General features: G+C 59.6%; 24 protein-coding genes. 13 read left to right on the plus strand and 11 right to left on the minus strand.

The features are described from left to right. Positions 1-187: 187 nt before the first annotated feature. Positions 188-2188 carry an SDR family oxidoreductase gene (locus RAE21_RS13315; RefSeq protein ID WP_313881768.1) on the minus strand — a complete coding sequence of 667 codons (2001 nt, stop codon included), beginning with the start codon at positions 2186-2188 and terminating at the stop codon, positions 188-190. A 225-nt stretch (positions 2189-2413) separates the two neighbouring features. Between RAE21_RS13315 and RAE21_RS13320 the strand changes: the two genes are divergently transcribed. The 4 genes from RAE21_RS13320 to RAE21_RS13335 all read left to right on the plus strand — a co-directional run bounded on the left by RAE21_RS13320 (position 2414) and on the right by RAE21_RS13335 (position 5818). After that, positions 2414-3016, plus strand: coding sequence for a phasin family protein (locus RAE21_RS13320; protein ID WP_313881769.1), 603 nt, complete (start codon positions 2414-2416; stop codon positions 3014-3016). 115 nt (positions 3017-3131) lie between these two features. Next, a complete protein-coding gene (locus RAE21_RS13325) occupies positions 3132-4376 on the plus strand; it encodes a patatin-like phospholipase family protein (protein WP_313881770.1) in 1245 nt (414 codons plus the stop codon). Between the two features lie 3 nt (positions 4377-4379). Then, positions 4380-5036 carry a TetR/AcrR family transcriptional regulator gene (locus RAE21_RS13330; RefSeq protein ID WP_313875023.1) on the plus strand — a complete coding sequence of 219 codons (657 nt, stop codon included), beginning with the start codon at positions 4380-4382 and terminating at the stop codon, positions 5034-5036. Continuing rightward, positions 5036-5818 carry a tetratricopeptide repeat protein gene (locus RAE21_RS13335; protein ID WP_313881772.1) on the plus strand — a complete coding sequence of 261 codons (783 nt, stop codon included), beginning with the start codon at positions 5036-5038 and terminating at the stop codon, positions 5816-5818. Before RAE21_RS13330 ends, RAE21_RS13335 begins: the two co-directional genes overlap by 1 nt. On the opposite strand, the gene RAE21_RS13340 is transcribed toward RAE21_RS13335, so the two are convergent. Next, the gene (locus RAE21_RS13340) at positions 5819-7426 is read right to left on the minus strand and encodes a wax ester/triacylglycerol synthase family O-acyltransferase (RefSeq protein WP_313881774.1); all 1608 of its coding nucleotides are present in this window, start codon (positions 7424-7426) and stop codon (positions 5819-5821) included. A gap of 134 nt (positions 7427-7560) precedes the next feature. Here RAE21_RS13340 and RAE21_RS13345 point away from each other — a divergent pair, with 134 nt between their 5' ends. Then, positions 7561-7815 carry an acyl-CoA-binding protein gene (locus RAE21_RS13345; RefSeq protein WP_296509626.1) on the plus strand — a complete coding sequence of 85 codons (255 nt, stop codon included), beginning with the start codon at positions 7561-7563 and terminating at the stop codon, positions 7813-7815. A gap of 1 nt (position 7816) precedes the next feature. Here RAE21_RS13345 and RAE21_RS13350 read toward each other — a convergent pair whose 3' ends face one another. Next, the gene (locus RAE21_RS13350) at positions 7817-8221 is read right to left on the minus strand and encodes a polyhydroxyalkanoic acid system family protein (protein ID WP_313881775.1); all 405 of its coding nucleotides are present in this window, start codon (positions 8219-8221) and stop codon (positions 7817-7819) included. A 77-nt stretch (positions 8222-8298) separates the two neighbouring features. On the opposite strand from RAE21_RS13350, the gene RAE21_RS13355 reads away from it, so the two are divergent. After that, positions 8299-8631, plus strand: a complete 333-nt coding sequence (locus RAE21_RS13355) for a DUF1840 domain-containing protein (RefSeq protein ID WP_313881776.1) — start codon at positions 8299-8301, stop codon at positions 8629-8631. A gap of 36 nt (positions 8632-8667) precedes the next feature. Here the strand turns inward: RAE21_RS13355 and RAE21_RS13360 are convergent, their stop codons facing one another. The 8 genes from RAE21_RS13360 to RAE21_RS13395 all read right to left on the minus strand — a co-directional run bounded on the left by RAE21_RS13360 (position 8668) and on the right by RAE21_RS13395 (position 18331). Further along, entirely contained in the window at positions 8668-9639 is a 972-nt protein-coding gene (locus RAE21_RS13360; protein WP_313881778.1) for a tripartite tricarboxylate transporter substrate-binding protein, read from the minus strand. A gap of 196 nt (positions 9640-9835) precedes the next feature. Then, positions 9836-11089: a phenylacetate--CoA ligase family protein gene (locus tag RAE21_RS13365; protein ID WP_313881779.1), complete on the minus strand. Its 1254-nt coding sequence runs from the start codon at positions 11087-11089 to the stop codon at positions 9836-9838. Positions 11090-11174: 85 nt separating this feature from the next. Further along, the gene (locus RAE21_RS13370; RefSeq protein ID WP_142809266.1) at positions 11175-11984 is read right to left on the minus strand and encodes an ABC transporter ATP-binding protein; all 810 of its coding nucleotides are present in this window, start codon (positions 11982-11984) and stop codon (positions 11175-11177) included. 177 nt (positions 11985-12161) lie between these two features. Further along, the gene (locus RAE21_RS13375) at positions 12162-13493 is read right to left on the minus strand and encodes an ABC transporter substrate-binding protein (protein ID WP_313881780.1); all 1332 of its coding nucleotides are present in this window, start codon (positions 13491-13493) and stop codon (positions 12162-12164) included. A gap of 72 nt (positions 13494-13565) precedes the next feature. After that, positions 13566-14642, minus strand: a complete 1077-nt coding sequence (locus tag RAE21_RS13380; RefSeq protein ID WP_313881781.1) for a branched-chain amino acid ABC transporter permease — start codon at positions 14640-14642, stop codon at positions 13566-13568. 11 nt (positions 14643-14653) lie between these two features. Then, on the minus strand, positions 14654-15583 hold the full coding sequence (locus tag RAE21_RS13385) for a branched-chain amino acid ABC transporter permease (protein WP_313875014.1): 930 nt from the start codon (positions 15581-15583) through the stop codon (positions 14654-14656). 13 nt (positions 15584-15596) lie between these two features. After that, positions 15597-16382, minus strand: coding sequence for an ABC transporter ATP-binding protein (locus RAE21_RS13390; protein ID WP_313875013.1), 786 nt, complete (start codon positions 16380-16382; stop codon positions 15597-15599). Continuing rightward, complete coding sequence (locus RAE21_RS13395) at positions 16379-18331, minus strand: AMP-dependent synthetase/ligase (RefSeq protein ID WP_313881782.1); 1953 nt, start codon at positions 18329-18331, stop codon at positions 16379-16381. Before RAE21_RS13395 ends, RAE21_RS13390 begins: the two co-directional genes overlap by 4 nt. A 176-nt stretch (positions 18332-18507) precedes the next feature. On the opposite strand from RAE21_RS13395, the gene RAE21_RS13400 reads away from it, so the two are divergent. The 7 genes from RAE21_RS13400 to htpG all read left to right on the plus strand — a co-directional run bounded on the left by RAE21_RS13400 (position 18508) and on the right by htpG (position 26700). Beyond that, the gene (locus tag RAE21_RS13400) at positions 18508-19251 is read left to right on the plus strand and encodes a Crp/Fnr family transcriptional regulator (RefSeq protein ID WP_313881783.1); all 744 of its coding nucleotides are present in this window, start codon (positions 18508-18510) and stop codon (positions 19249-19251) included. 41 nt (positions 19252-19292) lie between these two features. After that, positions 19293-21293: a putative bifunctional diguanylate cyclase/phosphodiesterase gene (locus RAE21_RS13405; protein WP_313881784.1), complete on the plus strand. Its 2001-nt coding sequence runs from the start codon at positions 19293-19295 to the stop codon at positions 21291-21293. Positions 21294-21331: 38 nt separating this feature from the next. After that, a complete protein-coding gene (locus RAE21_RS13410) occupies positions 21332-21580 on the plus strand; it encodes a DUF3297 family protein (RefSeq protein WP_313881785.1) in 249 nt (82 codons plus the stop codon). A gap of 17 nt (positions 21581-21597) precedes the next feature. After that, a complete protein-coding gene (locus RAE21_RS13415) occupies positions 21598-22206 on the plus strand; it encodes a retropepsin-like aspartic protease family protein (protein ID WP_313881786.1) in 609 nt (202 codons plus the stop codon). A 91-nt stretch (positions 22207-22297) separates the two neighbouring features. Then, a complete protein-coding gene (locus tag RAE21_RS13420) occupies positions 22298-23326 on the plus strand; it encodes a pseudouridine synthase (RefSeq protein ID WP_313881787.1) in 1029 nt (342 codons plus the stop codon). Positions 23327-23339: 13 nt separating this feature from the next. Next, positions 23340-24614, plus strand: a complete 1275-nt coding sequence (locus RAE21_RS13425) for an esterase/lipase family protein (RefSeq protein ID WP_313881788.1) — start codon at positions 23340-23342, stop codon at positions 24612-24614. Positions 24615-24708: 94 nt separating this feature from the next. After that, on the plus strand, positions 24709-26700 hold the full coding sequence (gene htpG / locus RAE21_RS13430; protein ID WP_313881789.1) for a molecular chaperone HtpG: 1992 nt from the start codon (positions 24709-24711) through the stop codon (positions 26698-26700). The last annotated feature ends 133 nt before the right edge of the window (positions 26701-26833 follow it).

The following is a 26833-nucleotide window of genomic DNA, read 5'->3' on the forward strand; positions in this document are numbered from 1 at the left end:
TTTGACATTCACGGCTTGCGCACTCTTCTTGGGCATATTTGCCGCGCCCCCCCCCAAGGCGACCTATTTATTGCAGCGGCGTGACATTTACCGAATTCAAGGGTTATGTACAAAACCCGCGTCACCTGATGCACTCACACAGGGAGGCCAAAACGAAGGCCTCCCTGTCAGCGACATTTAAATCAGCTTAGAAATGAATACCCCGCATCATTTGCTGCATGGCAATGGCTTCGGGAGATAGCTTCGATTTTTCCCCGGGTTTGGCCCCTTTTGCTGCAGAAGAGTCCGGAAACATTCTGAAGCTGGTATTCATGGCGATCTGGGCAATACGAGGTACCAACGCATGCATCACCTGCCCCGTAATACCAAGCCGAGTGGCAATCCGCACCGGTTTACTGATGCATGCGTCGGCCACCATATCGGCCGCTTGCTCGGGAGAGAGGGTGGGCACATTGTTGTAAATACCGGTGGGGGCAATCATCGGTGTGCGCACCAAAGGCATATTGATGGTGGTGAAACTGATACCTTGATCCGCAAACTCGCTGGATGCGCAACGTGTCCAAGCATCCAGCGCGGCCTTGGAGGCCACATAGGCGCTGAATCGCGGGGCATTGGTCAGCACGCCAATGGAGCTGATATTGACCACATGCCCTTTTCTCTTGGCCACCATACCCGGCAATAGCCCCATGGTGACCCGCAAGCAACCAAAATAATTCAATTGCATGGTGCGCTCGTAGTCGTGGAAACGGTCATAACTCGACTCGATGGCGCGGCGGATGGAGCGACCCGCGTTATTGATCAAAAAGTCCACGCCTCCATGGTTTTCAATCACCAGGGCCACAAAACGGTCGCAATCGGCCATATCGGCAATATCTGCGGGGTACGCCACAAAGCTATATCCCTTGGCCTTGGCTTCTTTGCAGGCCTCTTCCAATTTGTCCACGTCGCGACCGCAGATGATGGTGGTGGCACCGGCCTCCGCAAACTTGTGCGCGGCAGCCAGTCCGATACCGGATGACCCTCCGGTGATCAACACGACCTTGCCTCCCACAGTGCCTCGCAAGGTACGGTCAATGTGCAAATCGGGGTCGAGGTGGCGCTCCCAGTAGTCCCACAGCTTCCACGCGTAGTCCTTGAGATTCGGGCACTCGACGCCTGTGCCCTTGAGCATTGCCAACGCCCCCCGGCAATCAAAGCGGGTCGGGTAGTTGATGAACGTCATCATGTCTTCGGGCAGGCTCAGGTCCTTCATGATGGCACTGCGCACCCGCCGTACCGGTGCCAACGCCATCAGGCTCTTGGTCACGCTACGCGGAATAAACCCCAGCAAGGCAGCGTTCACGAATATGTTCATCTTCGGCGCATGTGCGGCCTTGCTGAAAATATCCAGGACATCACCGACACGGTAGCCCACGGGGTCTACCAAGTGGTAACACTGCTTGGCGATCCCTTGCTTGTGGCTGATCGCGTTCAGCGCATCGACCACAAAATCGACCGGAACAATGTTGACCCGCCCCCCTTCCAGGCCAATGGATGGCATCCATGGCGGGAGCAACTGGCGCATGCGCTGAATCAGCTTGAAGAAGTAATACGGCCCATCGATCTTGTCCATCTCGCCGGTGGTGCTGTCGCCGACCACCATGGCGGGGCGGTACACCGACCACGGCACCTTGCATTCTTTGCGCACGATTTTTTCACTCTCGTGCTTGGTCATGAAGTAGGGATGGTCGTAGTTTTCCGCCTCTTCAAACATATCCTCGCGGAATACGCCTTCATACAGACCCGCGGCAGCAATAGAAGACACATGATGGAAATGGCCCGCATCAATGGCTTTGGCGAACTCCACCGTGTTTCGCGTGCCGTCTACATTCACCGCGATCTGAGACTCCTCATCAGCCTCCAAGTCATAAACCGCAGCCAAATGGTAGAAGTGATCCACCTGCCCTTTCAGGGTTTTGACGGTCTCTGCAGATACTCCGAGTTTTTTCCCTTTGAGATCGCCAAAAACAGGAACGGCCCGCCCTTGAGACTTGGTGTCCGTCAGCCCCCAATACTCCCGCAACCCCGCTACCTTTTCTTCACTTTCTTGCCGGATCAGGAAATGCACCGTAGCGCCTTTGCGCTGCAATAACTTCTTGACCAGACGTTTACCAATGAATCCTGTAGCTCCCGTGACGAAATACCGCATACATGCTCCTGTTAATGAATTTATTCTGACGGACTTTGGGCTCGCGGATTTCATCGTTAACCCGACTAACCCGCCGGCTCCAATACTGCAGGCAATACGGTTGCGAACGACCGTGCTTCTTAGTGGAAGCCATCTACACACCCGCGGGTTCAGCGCTTAGAGTCATTCCCACGCAAGTGGAGACACCCACCCTTGCTGCACGTCACACTCAAAAGAGGAGCTCTCATGGTCAAGAAAATTCAGAAAAACAAACCCGCCCCTGCCGCCGGCAGCCCCTTGTCGGCATCCGTCAAGGACTCTGCACAACAGATCTGGCAAGCGGGCCTCGGGGCATTCACCCGCGCCCAAGCAGAGGGAAGCAAAGCATTCGAAGCCCTGGTGAAAGAAGGCGTCAGTATTCAGCGCAAAACCCAAGCTGCGGCAGAAGACAAAATCAATGAAGCCACTGCAAAAATGTCCACCATGGCCACCGATATCAGCAGCAAGGCAACCGGACAGTGGGACAAGCTGGAAAACATTTTTGAAGAGCGCGTGGCGAAAGCGCTCCACAAACTCGGCGTCCCGTCTGCCAAAGAAGTGACATCGCTTATCGAGCGCATTGATGCACTGAACCATGCGGTTCAACAGCTGTCCGCGCAATCCAAGTCATCCACAGGCAAAGCTGCAAGCAGCTCACCGGCAACACCACTGAAGAAAAAGGCGGCTGCCAAAAAAGTGGCGCCTTCCGCGGCAACCAGCAAGCCGGCTCCCGCCAAGAAAGCACGCGCTCCACGCGCAGCTGCCAAAAAAGCGTCCGCCACTCCGGCCGCTACCAAGGCCAGCGAATAAATACCACCCGGCCACAAGGTTGAAAGAAAGAGGGCGCACAAGCGCCCTCTTTCACGTCCGGCCACCTGTTGCAGCGCAGCATTAAAACCCCTTTCCAAACACTACACTGCACCGCATGAAGGCACCACAACGCACCCGCCCCAGAATCGCCATGGCCCTGGCCGGCGGCGGTCCGCTAGGCGCCATCTATGAAATAGGTGCGCTGTGCGCCCTGGAAGAGGGCCTGGGGGGCATCGACCTCAACCAACTGGATCACTATGTCGGGGTCTCTGCGGGGGGATTTATTGCTGCGGCGCTGGCCAACGGAATGACTCCGCGGCAGCTTTGTGCCTCTTTTATTGAAAATGACCCGCGCTCGGGTGATTACTTCGATCCCTCGTGGCTGATGGAACCCGCCTATGGCGAGTTTTTGCGCCGCGGCCTCCTGGTACCGGGGCTGATGGGTGCCATCGGCTGGGACATGCTCCGCGGTCGCGCCTCTTTGGTACAGGCGATTGAGCGCATGGCACCCGCGCTGCCGACCGGTGTTTTCTCCAATCGACAGATCGATACACAACTCGCGCGTTTGTTCAGCAAACCGGGAAGAACGAATGACTTCCGCCAACTCACCTGCAAACTCACACTGGTAGCCACGCAACTCGATAGTGCACAGGCCGTCGCATTCGGCAGCAGCGGCTGGGACCATGTACCGATCTCCAAAGCAGTTCAGGCAAGCTCTGCGCTGCCTGGCTTGTTTCCGCCCGTCGTCATTGACGATCAGTACTACGTCGACGGCGCGATGAAAAAGACCATGCACGCCTCGGTGGCCTTGGAGCAGGGTGCGGATTTGCTCTTGTGTCTCAACCCTTTAGTGCCCTTCGATGCGAGTTCGCCACAAGCCCATGGGCCAGACGCGGCAGGCGCTTCCAGGGGAAGCCGCCCCATTCCCCGCATGGTGGACGGGGGCCTGCCCTCCGTGATGAGTCAGACCTTTCGCTCGATGATCCACTCCCGCATGGAGTTGGGCATGAAGCACTATGCCCACGCCTACCCGCACACCGATATCGTCCTGCTGGAGCCGGACCACCGCGACCCGGAGCTGTACCTCGCCAACACATTCAGCTACGCACAACGCCGGCAGCTGGCCGAGCACGCGTATCAACAGACGCGCGCCCTGCTACGCGCCCAACGCTCTCGCCTGTCGGAACAACTACTCCGCCATGGCATCACTTTGAATTTACCGATACTCAACGACAACACACGCCAACTGATCGCACCGAGCCCACCAGCGTCACGCTGGGGCCAAGCTTTGGGTACATTGGAGGGCGTTATGGAAGATCTATCGCAAGTGGTTCACCACAAGACTATGTTGAGGCACTGACCCATGGTTAAAAAAGCGCCCCGACGCACCGCTGAGCGGATTCTGGAAACCACCCTGGAGCTGTTCAACCGCTTTGGTGAGCCCAACGTCTCGACCACCCTGATTTCTGCCGAGCTGGGCATCAGCCCTGGCAACCTGTACTACCACTATCCAGCCAAAGACGAGCTGATCAACTCGCTCTTTGACCGGTACGAGCGTGCGCTGAACGAACTGTTGAACGCCAGTGACAATGTCCGCGACGTGGAAGACGCATGGTTCTTCATGCACACGCTGTTCGAGCTGATTTGGCAGTACCGTTTCCTGTACCGCGATTTGAATGACTTGCTCAGCAAAAATCGCCGCCTTGAGACCCATTTTCAAAGCGTTTTGAAGAACAAGACCCGCTCCATCCGCGCGATGCTGGAGTGCATGGCGCGCACCGGATCCCTGCAAATGGACATCCGCGAAATGGAGCCCACAGCCACCAGCATGGTGGTGGTGCTGACGTATTGGTTGAGCTTTGAATATGTGCGTGACCCCCGCAACGCACTGGAGCCCGCAAGTGCCCAAGCGGCGCTCTTGCGTGGTGGCCAACATGTGCTCAACCTCCTGGTACCGTACCTGCAAGTCCAACAACGCAACCACTTGCTGCAACTCAGCGGTGCGTACCAGGCGCCTTGATGCTGGGGGCGCTCGACTGGCAACCTTATCCGTATGTGCACCTGCGTGCATTGGATGCCGTCAATTTACCGGTGCATTGGGCCGCACTGCACGCCGGCGATGCAGAGCCCCTGCCCTCCGACCCTGACCTATTGTCAGCATGGGCGCTGTTCCACCGCGGGGAGTTTGAGGCAGCATTTCATGCGGGTCGCTTGCTGGGTCATGCCGGCGTCACCGTGGCCAATAAGGCTTGCCTGATCCATGCGGACTTTCTGGAACCCAGTGAAACCACCCGGCTCAAGCTGTATTGCGACACGGCGGAGCGGGCACTCCGGCAGATCAACCAGGAGCCGCACAACCCGAACGCGCATTACTTTTATGGCTATGCACTGGGTCGCTACAGCCAAGGTACCAGTGTGGCCCAAGCCCTTGCTCAAGGGCATGGTGAAAAGATAAAAAAAGCGTTTGAAACGGCGATTGGATTGCAAGCGCTGCATGCAGATGCCCACCTCGCGCTGGGCACTTTTCATGCGGAGGTGATTGACAAGGTCGGAGCGATGATTGGCAACATCACCTACGGTGCCCACCCTGACGTTGCGATTCGGCACTTTCGCGCAGGCATGGCCCTGATACCCCACGCGCCCTTGGCCCTGTCCGAATACGCACGCGGCTTGCTGATGCTCGATCCGGAGGCCCACGAGGCCGAAGCAATGGAACTCTATGCGCGCGCCGCAGCAGTCAGCCCCAGAGACGCCATGGAGCACTTGGGCGTGCTGCAGATACAGGCCGAACTCGCAGACTGATCACTCGCCCCAGGGCAGCATCAAGGTCAATACCGACAGCTTGGCAAACTCCGGCTCAAACTGGTCAATGATTTTTTGGGGATCCGGGCACAGCGTGGCATCCGTCACGACGCCGAACTGCACACCGCCCCCGTAACTCAAAATAGAAACGCCCAAGCCGACGGACCCGCTCTGGGGCACCCAGAACAGGTTTTCCTCGATCGTAGAGCCGCAGATTTTGAGTTTCTCCCGAGGGCCGGGCACATTGGTCATCACGGCCGTAGTCTTTTTCGAGAACAAGCTCAGCAAGGCATCCTGCGCCGGCTTGATCAACAAACCAGCCACTGCCAACAATCCGAAGGCCAACAGTGGCTGCATACTGCCTTTGAGGCCGCGCATGCGGGCACGCACCTCGTACACCCGCTCAACCGGGTTATCCAGGCCGATTGGCAGCACCAAAGGCGCAAGCCCGAACTGGTTGCCCAGCTTGTAGGCATGCTCCAGCGGTCGCAAATTCACCGGCACCATCGCCCGGATTTCCTTGCCGCCCACGGCATCACCTTGCTCACGCAAATAGGCACCAATGGCGCCTGCCACGCAGCTCAGCAACACATCATTGATGGAGCAATTCAAGGCCTTGCCTACGGCTTTCACCTCCTCCAGTGGAAGTGGCGCACACCAAGCCACCCGCTTGGCATTGCCGGGCTGCCCCTTGAGGCGCGTGGGCGAATCGTCCGGCATCAGGGCCAATGCCGCCAAGTCGCTCACGACCTGGTAGGCCATCTTCGCCATGTCGACCGAGCTGTGCATGCCCGACTCCACGCCCTTTTGCGGCTCCATCAACAAAGACATGGACTTCACCGCGCCATCCCCGGCGGCACCTAGTGCTTTGACTGCCAGATGGGTCAAGGGCTTGAGCAGCGCGTCGCTCAGCCATTCTTCTGCGCCATCCATCCCTTGGGCACGTGCCGCCTTGCTGCGGCGTTGGGGCGGCGGGCTACCGCCATCCACCAGAGACTGGGTCACCGAGATCAGGGCAATGCCATCTGCAATGCAGTGGTGAATCCGCACCATCAGGGCAGAGCCGCCCTTGTAGTTCTCGACCAAATGAAACTGCCACAAGGGGCGGTCACGATCCAAGGGCTCCATCGTCAAGGCGGCAAGACGCTCTTGCAAAGCCTCCTGCTCACGTCCCCGGGGTTTCTTCGCCAAGGTTTCGGTGACCACATGGCGATCGAGCTGAAAATCGGCGTCCTCCACCCACGTCGCGCCGGCCGCGTCTTCCACCACCCGCTGCTTGAATCGAGGGTACTTGAGCAAGCGCTCTTCGACGCGCAGCTTGAGGTCCGCCAAGGGCAGGCCCGGCTTGGTTACCCACACGCCCACAATCATCATCAAGTTGGCACTGGAGTCCATGCGCAACCATGCGGTATCGACCTTGGACATGCGTTCGCCCTGCAAGCCAAGAGTACCCACAACGGCATCCGCCACATTTTTCTGCACGGTGCCGGCGGCTTTGCGGGCACGGCGCGTCACACTTTTGGCCACCGGGGCGACCGGTGCTACTGTTTCAGCGATCGTGCTGCGGGCCTTGCTTGCAACCTTCTTGGCAATAACTCGGGTGACCATGGTTTCTCCGAACAGAACACGTGTGGGGGAAGCTGCCTATTCTGGGGGTAAAACGCCGCTTAAGATACGGGTCAGGCACCTGCATGCATCGGGTGTTCCCCTAGTTTCTTGCATCTCACCGAACGGAGAAAACCATGGCCGATTTGAAAGCCGCTTTTGAAGCCGCTGTTGCCAATTCCAAAAATTTGAGCGAGCGCCCAGACAACGGCACGCTCTTGAAAATCTACGCGCTTTACAAGCAAGCAACTGCCGGTGACAACACCGAAAAGAAACCCGGTTTCGCCGACATGGTGGGACGCGCCAAGTGGGATGCCTGGAATGGATTCAAAGGCATCAGCAACGATGACGCCATGCAACAGTACATCGATTTGATCGAGTCTTTGAGCTAATTCAGCCAGTAGCGCCCGCAGAATATGCGGGATTTGCTATTAAAAAAGTAGCGCTTGCGCTACTTTTTTTCGCCACCGCTTTGGTGGCTGCCTTGGTCGCTGCTTTCGTGGCAGCTTTGGGCTTAAGCAGTTGATCGAGGTTTTTGACAATCTCGCCTTCAATCTTCTCTTTGAATGCACCCAGCAAAAAGCCCAGTTTGGCGCTGAGTTCAAACTTGGCTTCGCTCACCTGCAGCATGCCGCTCACCCCTGAGCGCTTGAAGATCACTTCATCCAAGCCATCGCCCTCGACATAGGTGCACTCCATGTCGAACTCCTGTTCGGCCTGTTCCGCCCACTCAAAGGCAATCTTGCGGGCAGCCTCAAAGCCCAGGCTGTGTTCGCGCAGTATGTGTATGTCCGCCACGGATGCTCCTCTTGTCAGTATGCTGTAGTTGCTGCAATCGCAGTCAACCACATCATAGAACTACTGCGGACCCTGCCATGCTCTACAAATTCAAATCTAAAGTAGCCAGCGACGTCATCATGCTGGAACCCAATGGCCGGCAGATTCTGACCCTCTGGGGTCGCACAGACGAAGACAGCCTGCGCAAGGGGATTTTGCTCGCGGCGGACATGCCTGCGGCCATCAGCGCCGTCGAGGAGGCCATTGCCAAAGAAGAGGCACACCGCATTCAGGCGGCACTAGAAGCACAAGAAAAAGGGGAAGAAGCCGCAACACCAGAAGGGGTGAGTTTGCGTCAGCGAGCCACACCCTTGCTGGATATGGCCCGCCGCTGCCTGGCAGCAGGCAAAGACATTACTTGGGGCGTTTGACCCTGCGACTGAATCAAACGCACCAGTGCGAGCCGCTTAGTCGGCGTAGACGCCTGCGGCCTTGATGATCGGTGTCCACTTGGCGATTTCAGCAGCCACAAACTTTTTGTGCTCAGCGGGTTCGACACGCTTGTCAGTCACTACCACTGCGCCCAGCGCTTCTTGCTTTTTGATGAACTCAGGGTCTTTCAACGCGGCCTTCAGTGCAGAGTTCAGCTTGGTCTGAATATCAGCAGGTGTGCCTTTGGGGGCATACAGGCCGTGCCAGATCGTCACTTCAAAGTTGCTCAAGCCTTGGCTTTGCAAGGTGGGCAGTGTCTTGAGGGCTGCTGTCGTGAGGGGCTTGGAGGTAGTCACTGCATAAGCAGTCACTTTTTTGCCTTCAATTTGCGCGGTGGTGTTGGTGGTCTGATCGCACATCAGATCAATCTGGCCACCAATCAGGTCGGTCATGGCCGGGGCAGTACCTTTGTAAGGCACGGTGGTCATGTCCACTTTGACGGCGTTCTGGAACAGCAAGCCGCACAGGTGAGAGGCAGAGCCAACACCGGCGTTGCCCAGGTTGATTTTGCCGACGTTCTGGCCGATCCAGGTTGTCAACTCTTTGTAGGACTTGGCTGGCAGGTCGGGCTTGCCGATCAAGGTCATGGGCACGTCATTGATCATGCCGAGGTACTCAAAGTCAGACTCGACCTTGAAAGGCATATTGCGCAGCAAACCGGGCATAGTGCCCATCGCGATGTGATTCAACAACAAGGTATAGCCATCCGGTGCCGCCTTGGCCACTTTGCTGGTGCCGATGGAGCTTCCGGCGCCTGCGGAGTTGTCGATGATGATGCTGACGTCACCCAGCTGCTTGCGCAGCGATTCGCTCAGGTCACGTGCCACGCGATCGGTAGGACCACCTGCAGCAAACGGCACCACGATGGTGATGGGCTTGGCGGGGTAAGCCTGCGCGAAGGCAGATACGGACAGCATGGCTGCGGTTGCAACGAGTAATTTTTTCATCGGTTTGTCTCCAGTTGTGGAATCTCAGTTTATCGCGCACTGTTGCGCTCTGTCATGCGGGAAGCACTCAAGTCACGGGGTCTTTCTAAGGCCCCTAGATTTGCCGGCCCCAATTTAGCGGGACTTGAAAAACCTTGTAACTGTGGTGTTCAACAGCTCGGGAAAACCCTCGGTACAGGCAAAGCGGCCACAACCGTTACTGATACGTACGGGCGTCTTCAATCACTTTGCCATCGTTGGCGAGGCTTCCCGGGCTCACGAGGATGACGTCTCCCCGCAGTTTGGTGACATCCCGTACCGCGTCTGCCACGCGCTGGGCCAAGCCCTCGTGCGAGCCGTCGACTTCAAGCATCAAGGTCATCCGGTCATTGGCCATTTCACCGCTGACCACCAGGCGCGCCTTGCCAACCTCCGGGAAACGCTTGACCACTTCGTCGATCTGTTTGGGGTGCACGAACATGCCGCGCACTTTGGTGGTCTGGTCCGCACGCCCCATCCAGCCCTTGATTCGGGTGTTGGTGCGCCCCGTCGGGCATGGTCCACTCAGCACGGCTGACAAATCGCCGGTACCAAACCGTATCAGGGGGTAGTCCGGGTTCAAGCTGGTCACCACCAACTCCCCTACTTCGCCCTCAGGCACAGGATCGCCCGTGCCGGGCCGGACGATCTCGACAATCACCTGCTCATCCAGCACCAAGCCTTCGCGGGCACGGGTCTCGTACGCAATCAGCCCGAGGTCTGCAGTGGCGTAGCACTGAAAGCCATCGACGCCATGGGCCGTGAACCAGTCGCGCAACGACGGTGGATAGGCCTCGCCGCCAAACATGGCTTTGGTCACGCTGGGGAGCGCCACGCTCATCTCCAAGGCCTTTTCCAGAATGATTTTCAAAAAGCTGGGGGTACCGATATAGCCGGCGGGCTGCAGCTCGGCCATCGCCTGCACCTGCTGCTCAGTCTGACCTGTGCCACCGGGAAACACGGTGCACCCCAAGGCATGGGCGCCGGTTTCCATCATCGAGCCGGCAGGCACAAAGTGGTAGCTGAAACTGTTGTGAATCAACTCACCGGGGCGAAAGCCCGCTGCATAGATAGCGCGCGCCATGCGCCAGTAGTCAGGCGCGGTGCCTTCGGGCTCATAAATCGGACCCGGGCTCGCAAACACTCGGCGCATGGCGGCACCAAATCCAATGGTGCTGAAGCCGCCAAACACATTGCCCGCTTGCGCACGCGCCGATTGCTGCAGCGCTTGCAGCTCTGACTTGCGGGTGACCGGCAAGCGCGCCAGCGCCTCGCGGTTGACGATGGTGCCGGCATCGACCCCTTGTAGCAGCGCCGCAAATGCGGGGCTGTGCTGCTGTGCGTGGGCTACTTGCCGGGGCAGGGCTGCCATGTGGGCCGCATGGCGCTCGGCCTGCGAACGGGTTTCCAGGGCGTCGTAGGCAGGGGTCATAAGCACTCCGTCGGCATTTTTGCTATTAAATCAGTAGCTACTTGCGCTTATTTCATGAGCGCCAGCACCATATTTCTTATAAATTTCAGGCCAGCCAACGCTTGCGGCGTTTGTAGCTCTTGACGTCTTTGAAGCTCTTGCGCTCGCCGCCGCCCACCCCGAGGTAGAACTCCTTGACGTCTTCATTGCTGCGCAGGTCAGCGGCCGCGCCGTCCATCACCACACGGCCGCTTTCCATGATGTAGCCGTAATCGGCGTACTTCAGTGCCATGTTGGTGTTTTGCTCGGCCAGCAAAAATGTGACCTTCTCTTTGGCGTTGAGGTCTTTCACGATCTCAAACACCTCTTCCACGATCTGTGGCGCCAGGCCCATCGAAGGCTCATCCAGCAACACCATGCTGGGGTTGGCCATCAGCGCGCGGCCAATGGCGCACATCTGTTGCTCACCACCCGAGGTATAGGCCGCCTGGCTGGTGCGGCGGGTCTTGAGGCGGGGGAAGTAGTTGTAAACCTTCTCGAGGTTGGCCGCCACCTCGGCCTTGCTCTTGCGGGTGTAACCACCGGTGAGTAAGTTTTCCTCGATCGTCAGGTGGGCAAAACAGTGCCGCCCCTCCATGACCTGCACCACACCGCGCTGCACCAGGTCGGCAGGGCTCAGGTTTTCGATGCGCTCGCCGCGCAGCTCGATACTGCCCTTGGTGACTGCGCCACGCTCTCCGGCCAGCAGGTTGGAGACGGCCCGCAGCGTCGTGGTTTTGCCCGCCCCATTCCCCCCGAGGATGGCCACAATGCCGCCTTCGGGCACCTGAAGGGAAACCCCCTTGAGCACCAGAATGACGTGGTTGTAAATGACCTCAATGCCATTCACGTTGAGAACGATGTTTTTCGGTTCCATAACTCAGCCTTTTTGACCAGATGAAAGCCCCGATGCACGGCGCTTTCATCTGGAGAGTGGCAAGCGGAGCAAGCCACCCTTCCAGAAACACCGCGGAACCGGCTACGCCGGGCCGCAGGTGTTGCCCCTAGGCGGGGGAGGACCGCTACACGCAGTGAGCGGTCAACGGAGGTGCTTTCAAGACTGACAGTCGCTACCCGCGCGGCGTGTGAGCTTTTTCTCAGCGGCGTACTTGTCCGCTGCGGCCTTCACCATCGGCTTGATGATCTGGTCGTCGGCTTGCATCCAATCGGAGGTCCAGTCGAAAGACTTGCCGTTCCAGGTGTGAACACGCGCCCATGCCGCGCCCATGTGGTCTTGGCAGCTGGTAGAAATCGGGCGCATCACGCCCTTGAAGCCCAAAGCATCCAATTTGGGTTGCGTCAGGTTCAGGTTCTCATAACCCCAGCGTGCTTGCTCTCCGGTCATGACCTTGCCCTTGCCGAAACGGTCCTGGGCAGCGCGCACGCCTTCCACAGCCAGCATGGCGCTCATCATTCCGCGCATGTAGAGCACTTGGCCGACCTCTTCCTTCGGTCCGGTACCCTGACCCTTGCCATGGAGCTTGTCCAAGACCTCTTTAATGACAGGCGCGCCGGTTTCGGCACCGTGCTGCATCATCACGGCGTTGTAGCCCTTGGCACCTTCACCGACGTCTTTCACGTCAGGCTCTGCGCCGGCCCACCAGACGCCATACATCTTTTCGCGTGGGTAACCTGTGGCTTGCGCTTCCTTGAGGGCGGTGGAGTTCATGACGCCCCAGCCCCAGTTCAGCACGTAATCAGGACGGTTTTGACGGATTTGCAACCAGGTCGCCTTTTGCTCAACACCGGGATGGGTCACTGGCAACAAACTCAGCGTAAAGCCGTGTGCCGCTGCGCGCTCTTGCAGCAAGGGGATCGGCTCTTTGCCGAATGGGCTGTCGTGATAAACCAAGGCAATCTTCTTGCCTTTGAGCTTGTCATAGCCCCCTTCTTTTTTGGCGATGTGCTGAATCAACACGTCAGCAGCCACCCAGTAGGTGCCGGCCAAAGGAAAGTTCCACTTGAACACGCCGCCATCAGCCGATTCACTGCGACCGTAGCCAGCAGTAATCAATGGGATCTTGTCCGCGGGAGCCTTCTCGGTCAGCGCAAACGTGATGCCGGTCGACAGTGGCTGGAACACCGTGGCGCCCTTGCCTTTCAAACGCTCGTAGCACTCGACACCCCGGTCGGTGGCATAGCCGGTCTCACACTCTTCAAACGAAAGCTTGACCCCATTGAGGCCACCGCGCGCGTTGACCAGCTTGAGGTAATCCACATAACCATTGGCAAAGGGAACGCCATTCGGCGCATAGGCACCCGTGCGATACACCAGCACAGGAAAAAATTGTTCCTTGGCCTGGGCGAAAGCTGACGAGGTACCCACCAGAGCGGACACCCCGGCGGCAGCCACACTGGCGGCGATTGCGAGTTGACGAAGCTTCATGTTGTGTCTCCTAAGTTGGTTGAAGCGAGAGAGGAAAGCCGGACTTTCAAAGAACGGAGATGTCTGAACATCTCAATGCGGGAAAGGCCAAAGACGCATTTTTTGCTTGCCGATAGACCAGAGCTTGGCCAGCCCGTGCGGCTCCACAATCAGGAACCAGACGATCAAGGCACCGAACACCATGTACTCGGTGTGTGAGACCAGCGCGGTCGAAATGCTGACGCCGAACAGGTCGCCCACCGCTGGCAGGAACTGGTTCAAAAAGATGGGCAAGATCACAATGAATGCGGCCCCGAAGAAGCTCCCCATGATGGACCCCATGCCGCCGATGATCACCATGAACAACAACTGAAACGAGCGATCAATCGAGAAGGCCGCAGGCTCCCACGAGCCCAAGTGGATAAAGCCCCACAACGCGCCGGCCACACCCACGATGAAAGAACTCACGGCAAAAGCGCTGAGCTTGGCGTACACCGGGCGAATACCAATCACCGCAGCTGCCACGTCCATATCGCGAATGGCCATCCATTCACGACCGATCGCAGAGCGCACCAGGTTCTTGGTCATCAAGGCGAACAACACCACGAAGGCCAGGCACAGCAAGTATTTGTCGACGGGTGAGTCAATCGTCCAGCCCAGCATGGACAGGTTGGATACCGACACCGAGCCCGATGCATTGTTGTTGGTAAACCAGCCAATCCGCAAGAAGGCCCAATCGCAGAAAAACTGCGCCGCCAAAGTCGCTACTGCCAAATAGAGGCCTTTAACCCGCAAGCTCGGAATCCCGAAAAACATGCCGACCAGGGTTGCAAAAAAGCCGCCACTGAGCAGGGCCACGATCAAGGGAACGCCCTCGATACGGACATAGGTGTTGTAGGCCATGTAGGCACCCACCGCCATAAATGCACCGGAGCCCAGGGAGATCTGCCCGCAATATCCCACCAGCACATTCACACCCAAAGCGGCCAGGGACAGGATCAAGAAGGGAATCAAGATCGCACGAAACATGTACTCGTCGACCAGCATCGGAACCACAAACACAGCGATGGCCAACAGCACCAAGAGGCCCCAACGGTCTTGCACGATGGGAAAAATCTGCTGGTCAGCGCGGTAGCTGGTTTTGAACTGACCGTTCTCTCTGTAAAACATGAAGTCGCTCCTTAGACGCGGTCAATGATTTTTTCGCCGAACAAGCCTTGTGGCCGGAACAGCAGGAATACCAGCGCCAGCACATAGGCAAACCAGATTTCGATACCGCCGCCCACCATCGGGCCGAGGTATACCTCGGACAGCTTCTCACCGACGCCGATGATCAAGCCGCCAATAATCGCGCCGGGCACTGAAGTGAGCCCACCCAAAATAATCACCGGCAGGGCCCGCAAAGCGACGGTCGTCAGCGAAAACTGAACCCCGAGCTTGGAACCCCAAATGATCCCTGCCACCAAGGCGGTAATGCCTGCGACGCACCACACAATCACCCAGATGCGGTTCAGCGGTATGCCGATACTCTGTGCAGCCTGGTGGTCATCTGCCACAGCGCGCAGCGCACGGCCGGTGCTGGTTTTCTGGAAGAAGAGCGACAGTGCTGCAACGAGCACAGCGGCCACTACAGCGGCAATCACGTCCTCCTGATTGACCAGCACGCCGCCTTCAAATACCGACTCAAACAGGAAGATCGGGTCTTTGGGCATGCCCACATCGATTTTGTAAATATCGCTGCCGAAGATGGTCTGACCCGCTCCGTCGATGAAGTAGGTAATACCCAAGGTCGCCATCAGCAAGGTCACCCCCTCCTGGTTCACCAGGTGGCGCAAGACCAGGCGCTCGATAAGCCACGCCAAGACGAACATCAAAATCGCCGACACAAAGAAGGCCAGCAAATTACCCAAGAACTTGCTCTCCAGCCCCAGCCACTGGGGGATCCACACGGAGAAACGTGCCATCGCCAGTGCTGCGAACAGCACCATGGCACCTTGTGCGAAGTTGAATACGCCAGAGGCTTTGAAAATCAACACAAAGCCCAGCGCCACCAGGGCATACAACATGCCGGCCATGAGGCCGCCAAACAGTGTTTCTAGAAAAAAACCCATGATTCCATTCCCTTCAGTGGCTGGTGCCGAGGTAGGCACTGATCACATCGGCGTTGTTACGCACTTCGTCGGGGGTGCCATCGCCGATTTTTTTGCCGTAGTCGAGCACGACCACACGGTCGCTGATGTCCATCACCACGCCCATGTCATGCTCAATCAACACCACCGTGGTGCCGAACTCGTCATTCACATCCAGCACGAAGCGGCACATGTCCTGCTTCTCTTCCACGTTCATGCCGGCCATGGGCTCGTCGAGTAACAGCACCTGCGGCTCCATCGCCAGCGCGCGACCTAAGTCGACCCGCTTTTGCAGGCCGTAGGGCAGTTGGCCCACCGGGGTTTTGCGGTAGGCCTGGATCTCCAGAAAATCGATGATGCGCTCCACTGCCTCGCGGTGTTGGATTTCCTCGCGCTCGGCCGGGCCGATGCGCAGGGCCTGCATCAGGATGTTGCTTTTGATCTTGAGGTTGCGCCCGGACATGATGTTGTCCAGCACGCTCATGCCCTTGAACAAGGCCAGGTTCTGGAAGGTGCGGCCAATGCCCATGGTGGCCACTTGGTGGCTGTCCATGTGTTTGAACTGCTGACCGCGGAAGGTAATGGCGCCTTCCTGGGGGGCATACACGCCATTGATGCAGTTCAGCATCGAACTCTTGCCCGCGCCGTTGGGGCCGATGATGGCGCGGATCTCGTGTTCGCGCACATCAAAGCTGATGTCGGTCAGCGCCTTCACGCCCCCGAAACGCAGGGAGATATTTTTGACGTCGAGGATGACGTCGCCGATTTTCTTTTCGCTCATGCTGCAGCCTTTACGGGGGCGAAGGTTTGGGTGTCTTCGATTCGCAGCGTGGCGCTGACGCTGCCGGTGCGGCCGTCTTCAAACTTCACCACGGTTTCAATGAATTGGGTGCTCTTACCCTCGTACAGGGCATCCACCAGCACCTGGTATTTGTCCGCGATAAAGCCACGACGGACCTTGTTGGTGCGGGTGAGTTCGCCATCGTCGGCATCCAGCTCTTTGTGCAGCACCAGGAAGCGGCTGATCTGGCTGCCGGCCAAGAGGGCATCGGCACTCAGGTCGGCGTTGACCTTTTCCACGCACTCCTTGATCAGCTCATACACCTGAGACTTTTGCGCCAGATCGGTATAGCCCGCATAAGGCAAGTTGCGGCGCTCGGCCCAGTTGCCCACCGCGTCAAAATCGATGTTGATCAACACACACACCCGGTCGCGGCCATCGCCATAGGCCACCACTTCCTTAATGTGCTGGAAGAACTTGAGTTTGTTCTCCACGTATTTGGGCGCAAACATGGCGCCGTCAAATGCACCGCCTTTGATGCGTCCCACGTCTTTCACGCGGTCAATGATCTTCAGGTGCCCCTGCGCATCAATAAAGCCCGCATCGCTGGTGTGGTACCAGCCGTCGGACGTCAACACCTCGGCAGTAGCGGCCGGGTTTTTGTAGTATTCCTTGAGCAGTCCGGGCGACTTGACCAGTATTTCTCCGTTATCAGCCACCTTGATCTCCACCCCCGCGCAAGGCACACCCACGGTGTCTGCACGGGCTTGGTTGTCGGGCTGCAAGCACACAAACACCGCCGTCTCAGTAGACCCGTAGAGCTGCTTGAGGTTGATGCCAATCGAGCGGTAAAAGGTAAACAGGTCAGGGCCGATCGCCTCGCCGGCGGTGTAAGCCACCCGCACGCGGCTGAGGCCCAACGTATTGCGCAAGGGGCCGTAAACAAACACATTGCCCAAGGCATACAAAGCGCGGTCAACACCCGACACCTCCAGCCCATCCATCAGGGCCGGGCCCACGCGCTTGGCCACATCCATGAAGTAATGGAACATGTTGCGCTTGATGCTGCCCGCGTCTTCCATGCGGATCATCACGCTGGTGAGCATGCCCTCAAACACCCGGGGCGGCGCAAAGTAATAGGTCGGCCCGATTTCCTTCAGGTCGATAGTGGCAGTCGCGCTGCTTTCCGGGCAATTCACCACATAGCCACAAGACAACCACTGCGCGTAGCTGAAGATGTTCTGGCCAATCCAGGCGGGTGGCATATAGGCCAGCACTTCTTCGGCACTGGTGAGCTTGTCGAAATCAGCACCGGCGCGCGCTCGGTTGAGCAAAGAGTCATGGGTATGCACCACACCTTTGGGGTTGCCGGTAGTGCCCGAGGTGAAGAACATGGCTGCCACGTCGGTGTGCGTGATCTTGGCCACTTCATCCCGGAAGAAAGCTGGGTGGATTGCCGCAAAGGCTTTGCCTGCCGCCTGCAACTCGTCCATGCCGGCCAGCCCGGGCTGGTCGTAGTTGCGCAGGCCACGCGGGTCGTCAAAGTAAATGTGCTGGAGCTGTGGGCACTGCTCGCGCACCTCCAGCAACTTGTCCACTTGCTCCTGGTCTTCGGCAAAGGCAAAGCGCACTTCGGCGTTGTTGATCGGGAACACGCACTCGGGAGCGGCAGCGTCTTGGTAGAGCGGAATAGGCACAGCGCCCAAGCTTTGCACGGCCAACATGGTGGCGTACAAGCGGGGGCGGTTGGCACCCACCACCACCATGTGGTCACCGCGCTGCAAGCCTGCCTGGTGCAGTCCGGCCGCCAGCTGCTCCACCATCACGGCCAAGTCACCCCAGCTCAGTGATTGCCAGATACCGTATTCCTTTTCGCGCATGGCAGCGGCCTGCGGACGCTGACTCGCGTGTTGCAGCAGCAGCTGCGGAAATGTCGTGTGCGTACCCATTGCGTGTCACCTCGTTATGGCCCGCGGTGTGCTCGATGCGGACTTTGATATGACCCGAATAGTAGGACTGCATTTGACGCCAAGTTGTCGTTTGGACGACAATTCAAGCGAATCTCGGTAGGTGTTTTCCCTTCGCTGAATGGCAACTTACACGCCGGCACCATGAAGCTTTCACCATGTCCACCCCACGCACCACATCCTCCACTGACGCCACGCTGCACCAGCGCCGGCGCCCCCTCACACCCGCAGAGCTGGACGCAATTCCCTGGCTGAATTTGCTGGCCCCTGCCGACCGGGAGCGCGCAGTCGATGACCTGCGCATTGCCGAGGCTGAGCCCGGTGAATACATGTGCCGCATGGGGCGGCCGGTGACCTATTGGTTTGGCGTGATCGACGGCCTGCTGAAGATGAGCAGCGACAACGCCGAGGGCCAGACCATGACCTTCACCGGCGTGCCGCCCGGCGGCTGGTTCGGTGAGGGCACCGCCCTCAAGCGCGAGACCTACCGTTACAACATCCAGGCCCTGCGCAAGAGTCTGGTGGCGGGGCTGCATGTGGACACTTTTCATTGGCTGCTCGACCACTCGATTGCCTTCAACCGCTTTGTGATGAACCAGCTCAACGAGCGGCTGGGCCAGTTCATAGCCGCCCGAGAAATTGACCGCATGACCAACCCCGACATCCGGGTTGCGCGCAGCCTGGCCTCGCTCTTCAACCCGGTGCTCTACCCCGGCGTGGGTGAGGTGCTGCGCATCACCCAGCAGGAGCTGGCGTACCTGGCCGGCCTCTCGCGCCAACGGGTCAATGAAGCCCTCAACGCCCTGGAGGCGCAAGCCGTCATCAGGGTCGAATACGGTGGCTTGCGCGTGCTGGATTTGCAAGCTCTTCGCTCCAAAGTGTTTACCCGCCCGTTGACGTAGCGCACCTCCTCTAAGATGCGCCTCAACCACAGGGAATCACCATGCTGACAAGCGAAGAGCTGGAAGCACGCAGGCAGCACTTTCGCCTGCTGGAGCGCATCAGTCTGCCGATCTGGGTGTTCGATATCGACCAAAGCCAGGTGCACTGGGCCAACGATGCCGCGCTCACCCTCTGGCGTGCAGAGAGCCTGTTCGAGCTGTGCAGCCGCGACATGGGGGCAGACATGTCGGCCTCAGTGGCCAAGCGGCTCAAGCAATACCAGAGCGACTTTGTGCAGCACGGCGCCAGCTTCAGCGAGCAGTGGACCATTTACCCCGCTGGCGTGCCCATCTCCATGAATATGCAGCTCAGCGGCATCCACATGACGGACGGGCGCATGGCCATGCTGTGCGAAAGCCGCATCATTGAACCCGACCGCCCCGAGGCGCTGCGCTCGGTAGAAGCCTTGCTGCACACCGATGTGATGATCACCCTCTATGACCGGGAAGGCGGGGTGCTGTATCGCAACCCGGCTGCCCGCGAATCGGTGCCCAACCTCAACATGCGCATGGCCGAGCGGTTTCAGGACATGGAAGCGTTGGAGCGCATGCTGGCCATGCTCGAGCTGAACGGTGAAGCCACACTGACCCTGCCCACCCTCACCACCCGCAACCTGCGCTGGCACGAGGTGTCGGTGCGCCTGTGCCGTGATGCGGTCACCGGGCGCGATGCGGTGCTGATGAGCGAAGTGGATGTGACCGCCATCAAGCACGCGCAAGACCACTCGCAGTACCTGGCGCGGCACGACTCCCTGACCGGCCTGCCCAACCGCAGCCATGTGATGCAGCGCTTTGCCGACACCTTGCGCGACATGGGAGAAGGGGCCACCGAGGCAGCGCTGATCTACATCGACCTGGACCACTTCAAAGACATCAACGACACCCTGGGCCATGCCGCGGGCGACGCCCTGCTGGTACAAGTGGCCGAACGGCTGCGCACGATAACCCGCAGCAGCGACATGGTGGCCCGGCTGGGCGGGGATGAGTTCCTCATCCTGATGGTGGCGCACAACATCCGCGAAGAGGTGGAGCGCGTGCGCCAGCGCCTGAGCAGCACCGTGGCGCAGCCCATTCAACTGCATGGCACCGAAGTCATCGTCACCCCCAGTGTGGGGGTGAGCTTTTACCCCGAACACGGCCAGGAGCTGGACACCCTGCTGCGCAATGCCGACCTGGCCATGTACAGCGCCAAAGAGAGCGGCCGCAACGCGCTCAACATCTTCGAGTTACCCATGGCGCAGCGGGTGCAGCAGCGGCTGGAGCTCGAGACCGAGCTGCGCCACGCCCTGACCCGCGAAGAGTTTGAGCTGTACTACCAGCCCCGCGTGGATGTTGCGACCGGCCTGGTGCGTGGCGCCGAAGCGCTAATCCGCTGGAACCACCCGCTGCGCGGCGTCGTGGGGCCGGACGCCTTCATTCCCACCTGCGAGAGCACCGGCATGATCAATACCTTGGGCGACTGGGTGTTTGAGCAAGCTGCGCGGCAGCAAGTGCAGTGGGCCCGTGAAGGGCTGGACCTGAAGATTTCCATCAACCTCTCGCCCCGCCAGTTCCGCGACCCGGAGTTGCTGAATCGCTTGGCCCGCATCGTCACCGCCACTGCGGCGCAACCCGCGCGGCTGGAGCTGGAGCTCACCGAATCGATGTTGCTCGGCGTGGCACCCCACACCCACGAAACGCTGGACGATTTGCGACGCATGGGCTTCTCGATCAGCGTGGACGACTTCGGCACCGGCTACTCGAACTTGGCCTATCTGAACCGGTTTCCGATCCAGGTGCTGAAGGTGGACAAAACCTTTGTACAAGACATCGAGGCCAATCGCCCGGTGGCCGAGCTCATCGTCTCCATGTGCCGCTTGATGCAGCTCCACATCGTGGCTGAAGGGGTGGAAACCCCGGCCCAGCTGGCATGGGTGCAGGCCCAGGGCATCGAGCAATACCAGGGCTACCTGTTTGCCAAACCGCTGCCGGCTGCTGCTTTTGTGGCCAGAGTGCGGGCCTAGCGCATGCGCCAGCTCCCGGGAATGAGAAAATACAGGCCATGACAAACACCACAGAACGCCCCACCCTGCCCGACCACCTCTCTGCCGACCCGCGCAGCCCGCACCATGTGGCGGCCGTTTTTCAGCACGACATCGGCATCCGCTTCAATGACAAAGAGCGCAACGACGTCGAGGAATACTGTGTCAGCGAGGGCTGGATCAAAGTGCCCGCCGGCAAAACCGTAGACCGCAAGGGCAAACCCCTGCTGATCAAGCTCAAGGGCAAGGTCGAGGCCTTTTACAACTAAGCCCGCAGCAAGCCACTATGGCCCATGAAGACCGGGACGGGGACCCCAGCCACCAGCGCGAGACAGACAAAGAGCGCCAGCTGGAGGCCACCCGGGCCCGGTTTTCTGCCTTCAGTCGCCACCATTTGAGCGCATCCCCACCCTCCGCACCGCGCCAGACCGGCCTGATTCCGCTCATTCTGTTCTGGTGCGCGGTCATGGGCTTGCTGTATGCCGGCATGACCTACTACCTGCGCCCCCAGCAGGTCCGGATACAGGCCAACGGCGATCTGGTCATCCAGCGTGCGCTGGACGGACATTTTTATGCGCCGGGCCGCATCCAGGGCCGGGAGGTGATGTTTCTGGTGGATACCGGGGCCTCGCTGGTGACGGTGAGTGAAACCTTTGCGCGCCAAGCCCAACTCACAGGCGGCACTTCCACTGTTTTTCGCACCGCCAATGGCGACCGGCCGGGGCGCATTGTGGAAGGAATCCCCGTTCAAATCGGCCCGGTAGAGGTCAACCGGGTCCGGATCGGCATAGGCCTGTCGGTGGGCGACGACAATCAGGCCTTGCTCGGCCAATCCTTTTTGTCCAAGTTTGATGTCATTCTTGGAAAAGACCAGATGGTCTTGAAACCTCGCTAACACTGGCATCCGCTGCCGATTAGTAGCAAAATCTGCCTCTAGCGCTCATGGAATGTGCGCAAGCAGCTCCTAAAAACATAGCATCCGCACCATGACCGAACCCACTTCGCCCCGCCCTGTTTTGCGCCGCGCGCCTCCACCGGCTGCCCATGAGGTCGCCCCCACCACGGGCGCACGACGTGCCCCACCTCCTGCGGCCAACCGCCCTTCAGGCAACCGAGCCATTCCCCAGGGCCAGAGCAACACCGCAGCCCATGGCGCCGGCGGCACCGTGCGGCTGAACAAGCGCATGGCCGACCTCGGCATGGCGTCCCGCCGCGAAGCGGACGAGTGGATCGGCAAGGGCTGGGTCAAGGTCAACGGCAAGGTGGCCGAGATGGGAATGCAGGTGCTGCCCGATGTGCGCATCGAGATCGACAAGCAGGCCCAAGGCCAGCAGGCCAACCAGGTCACCATCCTGCTCAACAAGCCGCTGGGCATAGTGAGCGGGCAGGCCGAGGACGGGCACGAGCCCGCCATCAAGCTCATCCAGCCCCAAAACCGCTGGCGCGATGACAACGCGCGCTTCTTCTTCCACGGCAGCCAGCTCAAAAGCCTTGTGCCCGCCGGCCGGCTGGACATTGACTCCACAGGCTTGCTGGTGCTCACCCAAGATGGCCGCGTGGCCCGCCAGCTGATCGGCGAAGACTCGGTCATGGAGAAGGAATATTTGGTGCGCGTGGCCTACACCGGGGTTGCCAACCCCAGCGCCGCGAATTCGCCCGCCGCCACCTACCCCGGCTTGCCCGGCCGTGGCCAGCCCCAGCAACTGATCCGCCTGGACGATGACGACCCGATCACCAGCGATGTGCAGAGCGTATTCCCGCCCGAGAAGCTGCAACTGCTGCGCCACGGCCTGAGCCTGGACGACCAGCGCCTCAAGCCCGCCAAGGTGGAATGGCAAAACCCGGAGCAGCTTCGCTTTGTGCTGACCGAAGGCAAGAAACGCCAGATCCGCCGCATGTGCGAGCTGGTGGGCCTGAAGGTGGTGGGCCTCAAGCGCGTGCGCGTCGGCAAGGTGATGCTGGGCAATCTGCCGGTGGGCCAGTGGCGCTACCTGCAGCCGCACGAAAAGTTTTAAACACAAGACGCATATGCCCACACCGCCCCGCACCAAGGTCTCAGCAAAATCCATCGCTACAGACCTGCGGGGCGCAGCCCAGCTGGCCACCCAGGGCACCTTAGGGCTTGCCCGCATGGCAGAAGGCGTGCACCAGTCAGTGCTTGGCACCTTGGGCGCACGGGGCGACACCAGCAGCACCCAAACAGGCAGCCACCCGCAAGCTACGGGCTTGACCGGCTGGGTCTACAGCGCAGTGCGCGGCATCACCACCCTGGTGGGCAAGTCGGCAGACACGGCATTGCGCGCCCTCACCCCTTTGCTGGAAACCACTGGCGCACAGCCCCCGGAGTCTCCCCAACGTGCCGCCGTCGTGGCTGCGCTCAATGGCGTGCTGGGCGACTACTTGGCCGCCACTGGCAACCCGCTGGCCACGCCGATGAGCTTACGTTTTAACGGTGTTGTGCTGGAGCCCGGCCAGATGCCGGCCCCGACAGCGGTCAACGGCAAGCTGCTGATCGTGCTGCATGGCCTGTGCATGAACGACCTGCAGTGGGAACATGCGGGGGCAGATGGTACCCCCACCAGCCACGCCGCCGCACTGGCTGCGGCCCATGGCTACACCCCTGTGTTTGTGCGCTACAACACCGGCCTGCACACCTCGGTCAATGGCGCAGCGCTGTCAGACAAGCTAAGTGAGCTGGTAGCCCACTGGCCTGTGGCGGTAGAAAGCATCACCGTGCTGGTGCACAGCATGGGCGGGCTGGTCGCGCGCAGTGCCTGCGCCCAAGCGCAAACCGCCACCACAGTGGCCGCATGGCGCCCTTTACTAAAGGCCTTGGTGTTCTTGGGCACACCCCACCACGGTGCGCCGCTGGAGCGCGCGGGCAATTGGGTCGATGTGGTGCTGGGCAGCACGCCGTATTCACGCCCGCTGGCCAAGCTGGGGCAGCTGCGCAGTGCCGGCATCACTGATCTGCGCTACGGCTTGGTGCAAGCGTCCGACTGGCAAGGCCACGACCGCTTCCGCCGGCAACCCGACCGGCGCACCCACCTGCCCCTGCCCGAGGGCGTGGCCTGCTACACCGTGGCCGCCACCGTAGCCAAACCACGCAGCCTGCTTGCGGAGCGCTTGGTGGGCGACGGGTTGGTACCCCTGCACAGCGCCCTGGGCCGGCACGACGATGCCGCCCGCACCCTGCGCTTCGCTAAAAACCAGCAAGCCGTGGTGTACCGGCTCAATCACATGAAGTTGCTCAGCAGCCCTGTGGTGCGCGACCTGTTGGTGGGGTGGTTGGCCCCCTCTTGAAAGCAGCGCCCTCGCCCATAATTGAGGGTTGCCCGCGTCGCAAGCGGAATGTCTGGCGGCGCACATCGCTTTTTTGAGACTCAGAGACGGAACTATGACCAAGCAAACCATGAATTTCCAGGCCGAAGTAGCCCAGCTGCTGCACCTGGTGACGCACTCCCTGTACTCCAACAAAGAGATTTTTCTCCGTGAGTTGATCTCCAACGCCTCGGACGCGTGCGACAAGCTGCGTTTTGAAGCGATCAACGACGGCGGCCTGTACGAAAACGACCCCGAGCTGAAGGTCAAAGTCACGTTCGACCAAGACGCCAAGACACTCACCATCACCGACAACGGCATTGGCTTGTCGATGCAAGAAGCCATCGACAACCTGGGCACGATTGCCAAGAGCGGCACCAAAGACTTTGTGAGCAAGCTCAGCGGCGACCAGAAGGCCGACAGCAACCTGATCGGCCAGTTCGGCGTGGGCTTTTACTCCGGCTTTATCGTGGCCGACAAGATCACCGTCGAATCGCGCCGTGCCGGCCTGAAGGCCGATGAAGCCGTGCGCTGGGTGAGCGACGGCGGCGCCAGCGGTGGCGGCGCGTTTGAGGTGGAAGCCATCTCGCGCGAAGCCCGCGGCACCAGCGTCATCCTGCATCTGCGCGAAGACGCGATGGACTATGCCCAGGCCTGGAAGGTCAAGGGCATCATCAACAAGTACTCTGACCACATCAGCCTGCCCATCCTGATGGAAAAAGAAGAGTGGAAAGACGGCGAGCTGATCAACCCGTCGGATGAGGCCGGCGGCCGCCAGCCCGGTGGCATGGTCAAGACCGGCGAGTGGGAAACCGTCAACAAGGCCAACGCCATCTGGGCGCGCGCCAAGAAAGACGTGACACAAGAGCAGTACGACGACTTCTACAAGCAAATCAGCCACGACTTTGAAGCGCCGCTGGCCCACACCCACAACCGGGTGGAAGGCAGCACCGAATACACCCAGCTGCTGTACATCCCCGGCAAAGCGCCCATGGACCTGTACAACCGCGACCACAAGGCCGGCTTGAAGCTGTATGTGAAGCGCGTGTTCATCATGGACGACGCTGAGGCTCTGCTGCCCAGCTACCTGCGTTTTGTGAAGGGCGTGGTGGATTCCGCTGACCTGCCCCTGAACGTGAGCCGCGAGCTGCTGCAGGAAAGCCGCGACGTGAAAGCCATCCGCGATGGCAACACCAAACGTGTGCTCTCCATGCTGGAAACCTTGGCCAAGAACGACAAGCTGCCGGAAGCCGCCGACGGCGTAACCGACGTCCTTAGCGCTGAAGAAAAGGCCGAACAAGAGGCCAACCTGGGCAAGTACACCAAGTTCTACGCCGAATTCGGCGCGGTGCTCAAAGAAGGCCTGGGCGAAGACTTCGGCAACAAAGAACGCCTGGCCAAGCTGCTGCGCTTTGCATCCACCACCAGCGACACGGCCACCGTGGCACTGGCCGACTACAAGGCGCGCATGAAGGAAGGCCAAGAGGCCATCTACTACATCACCGCCGACACACTGGCCGCCGCCAAGAACAGCCCGCAGCTTGAAGTATTCAAGAAAAAGGGCATTGAAGTGCTCTTGATGACCGACCGCGTGGACGAGTGGGCCCTGAACTACCTGCACGACTTTGACGGCACGCCGATGCAAAGCGTGGCCAAGGGCGCAGTGGACCTGGGCAAGCTGCAAGACGAGTCTGAAAAGAAAGCCGCTGAAGAAGCCGCCGAAACCTTCAAGCCCGTGCTCGCCAAGCTGAAAGAAGCACTCAAGGACAAGGCTGACGACGTGCGTGTGACCAGCCGCCTGGTGGACAGCCCTGCCTGCCTCGTGGTGCAAGACCACGGCATGAGCACCCAGCTGGCGCGCATGCTCAAGCAAGCCGGCCAGAGCGCCCCCGAAGTGAAGCCTGTGCTGGAAGTGAACGCCGACCACCCGCTCGTGAAAAAGCTGGACGGCTCGGTGCACTTCCACGACCTGGCCCACATCCTGTTCGACCAAGCCTTGCTGGCGGAAGGTGGCCTGCCGGCAGACCCCGCCGAGTACGTCAAACGGGTGAATGCGCTGCTGGTGTAACAGCAAAGGGCATTAGAGGTCAAACACGCCTCCAGCCCTTATAAAACATGCGCAAGTAGCTATTATTTTTATAGCAAATTGCACCCACAAAAGCCTTGCCGTCGAAAGACGGGCAAGGCTTTTTGCTTGACGG

This window comes from Rhodoferax potami (genome assembly GCF_032193765.1).
GTDB lineage: Bacteria > Pseudomonadota > Gammaproteobacteria > Burkholderiales > Burkholderiaceae_C > Allorhodoferax > Allorhodoferax potami.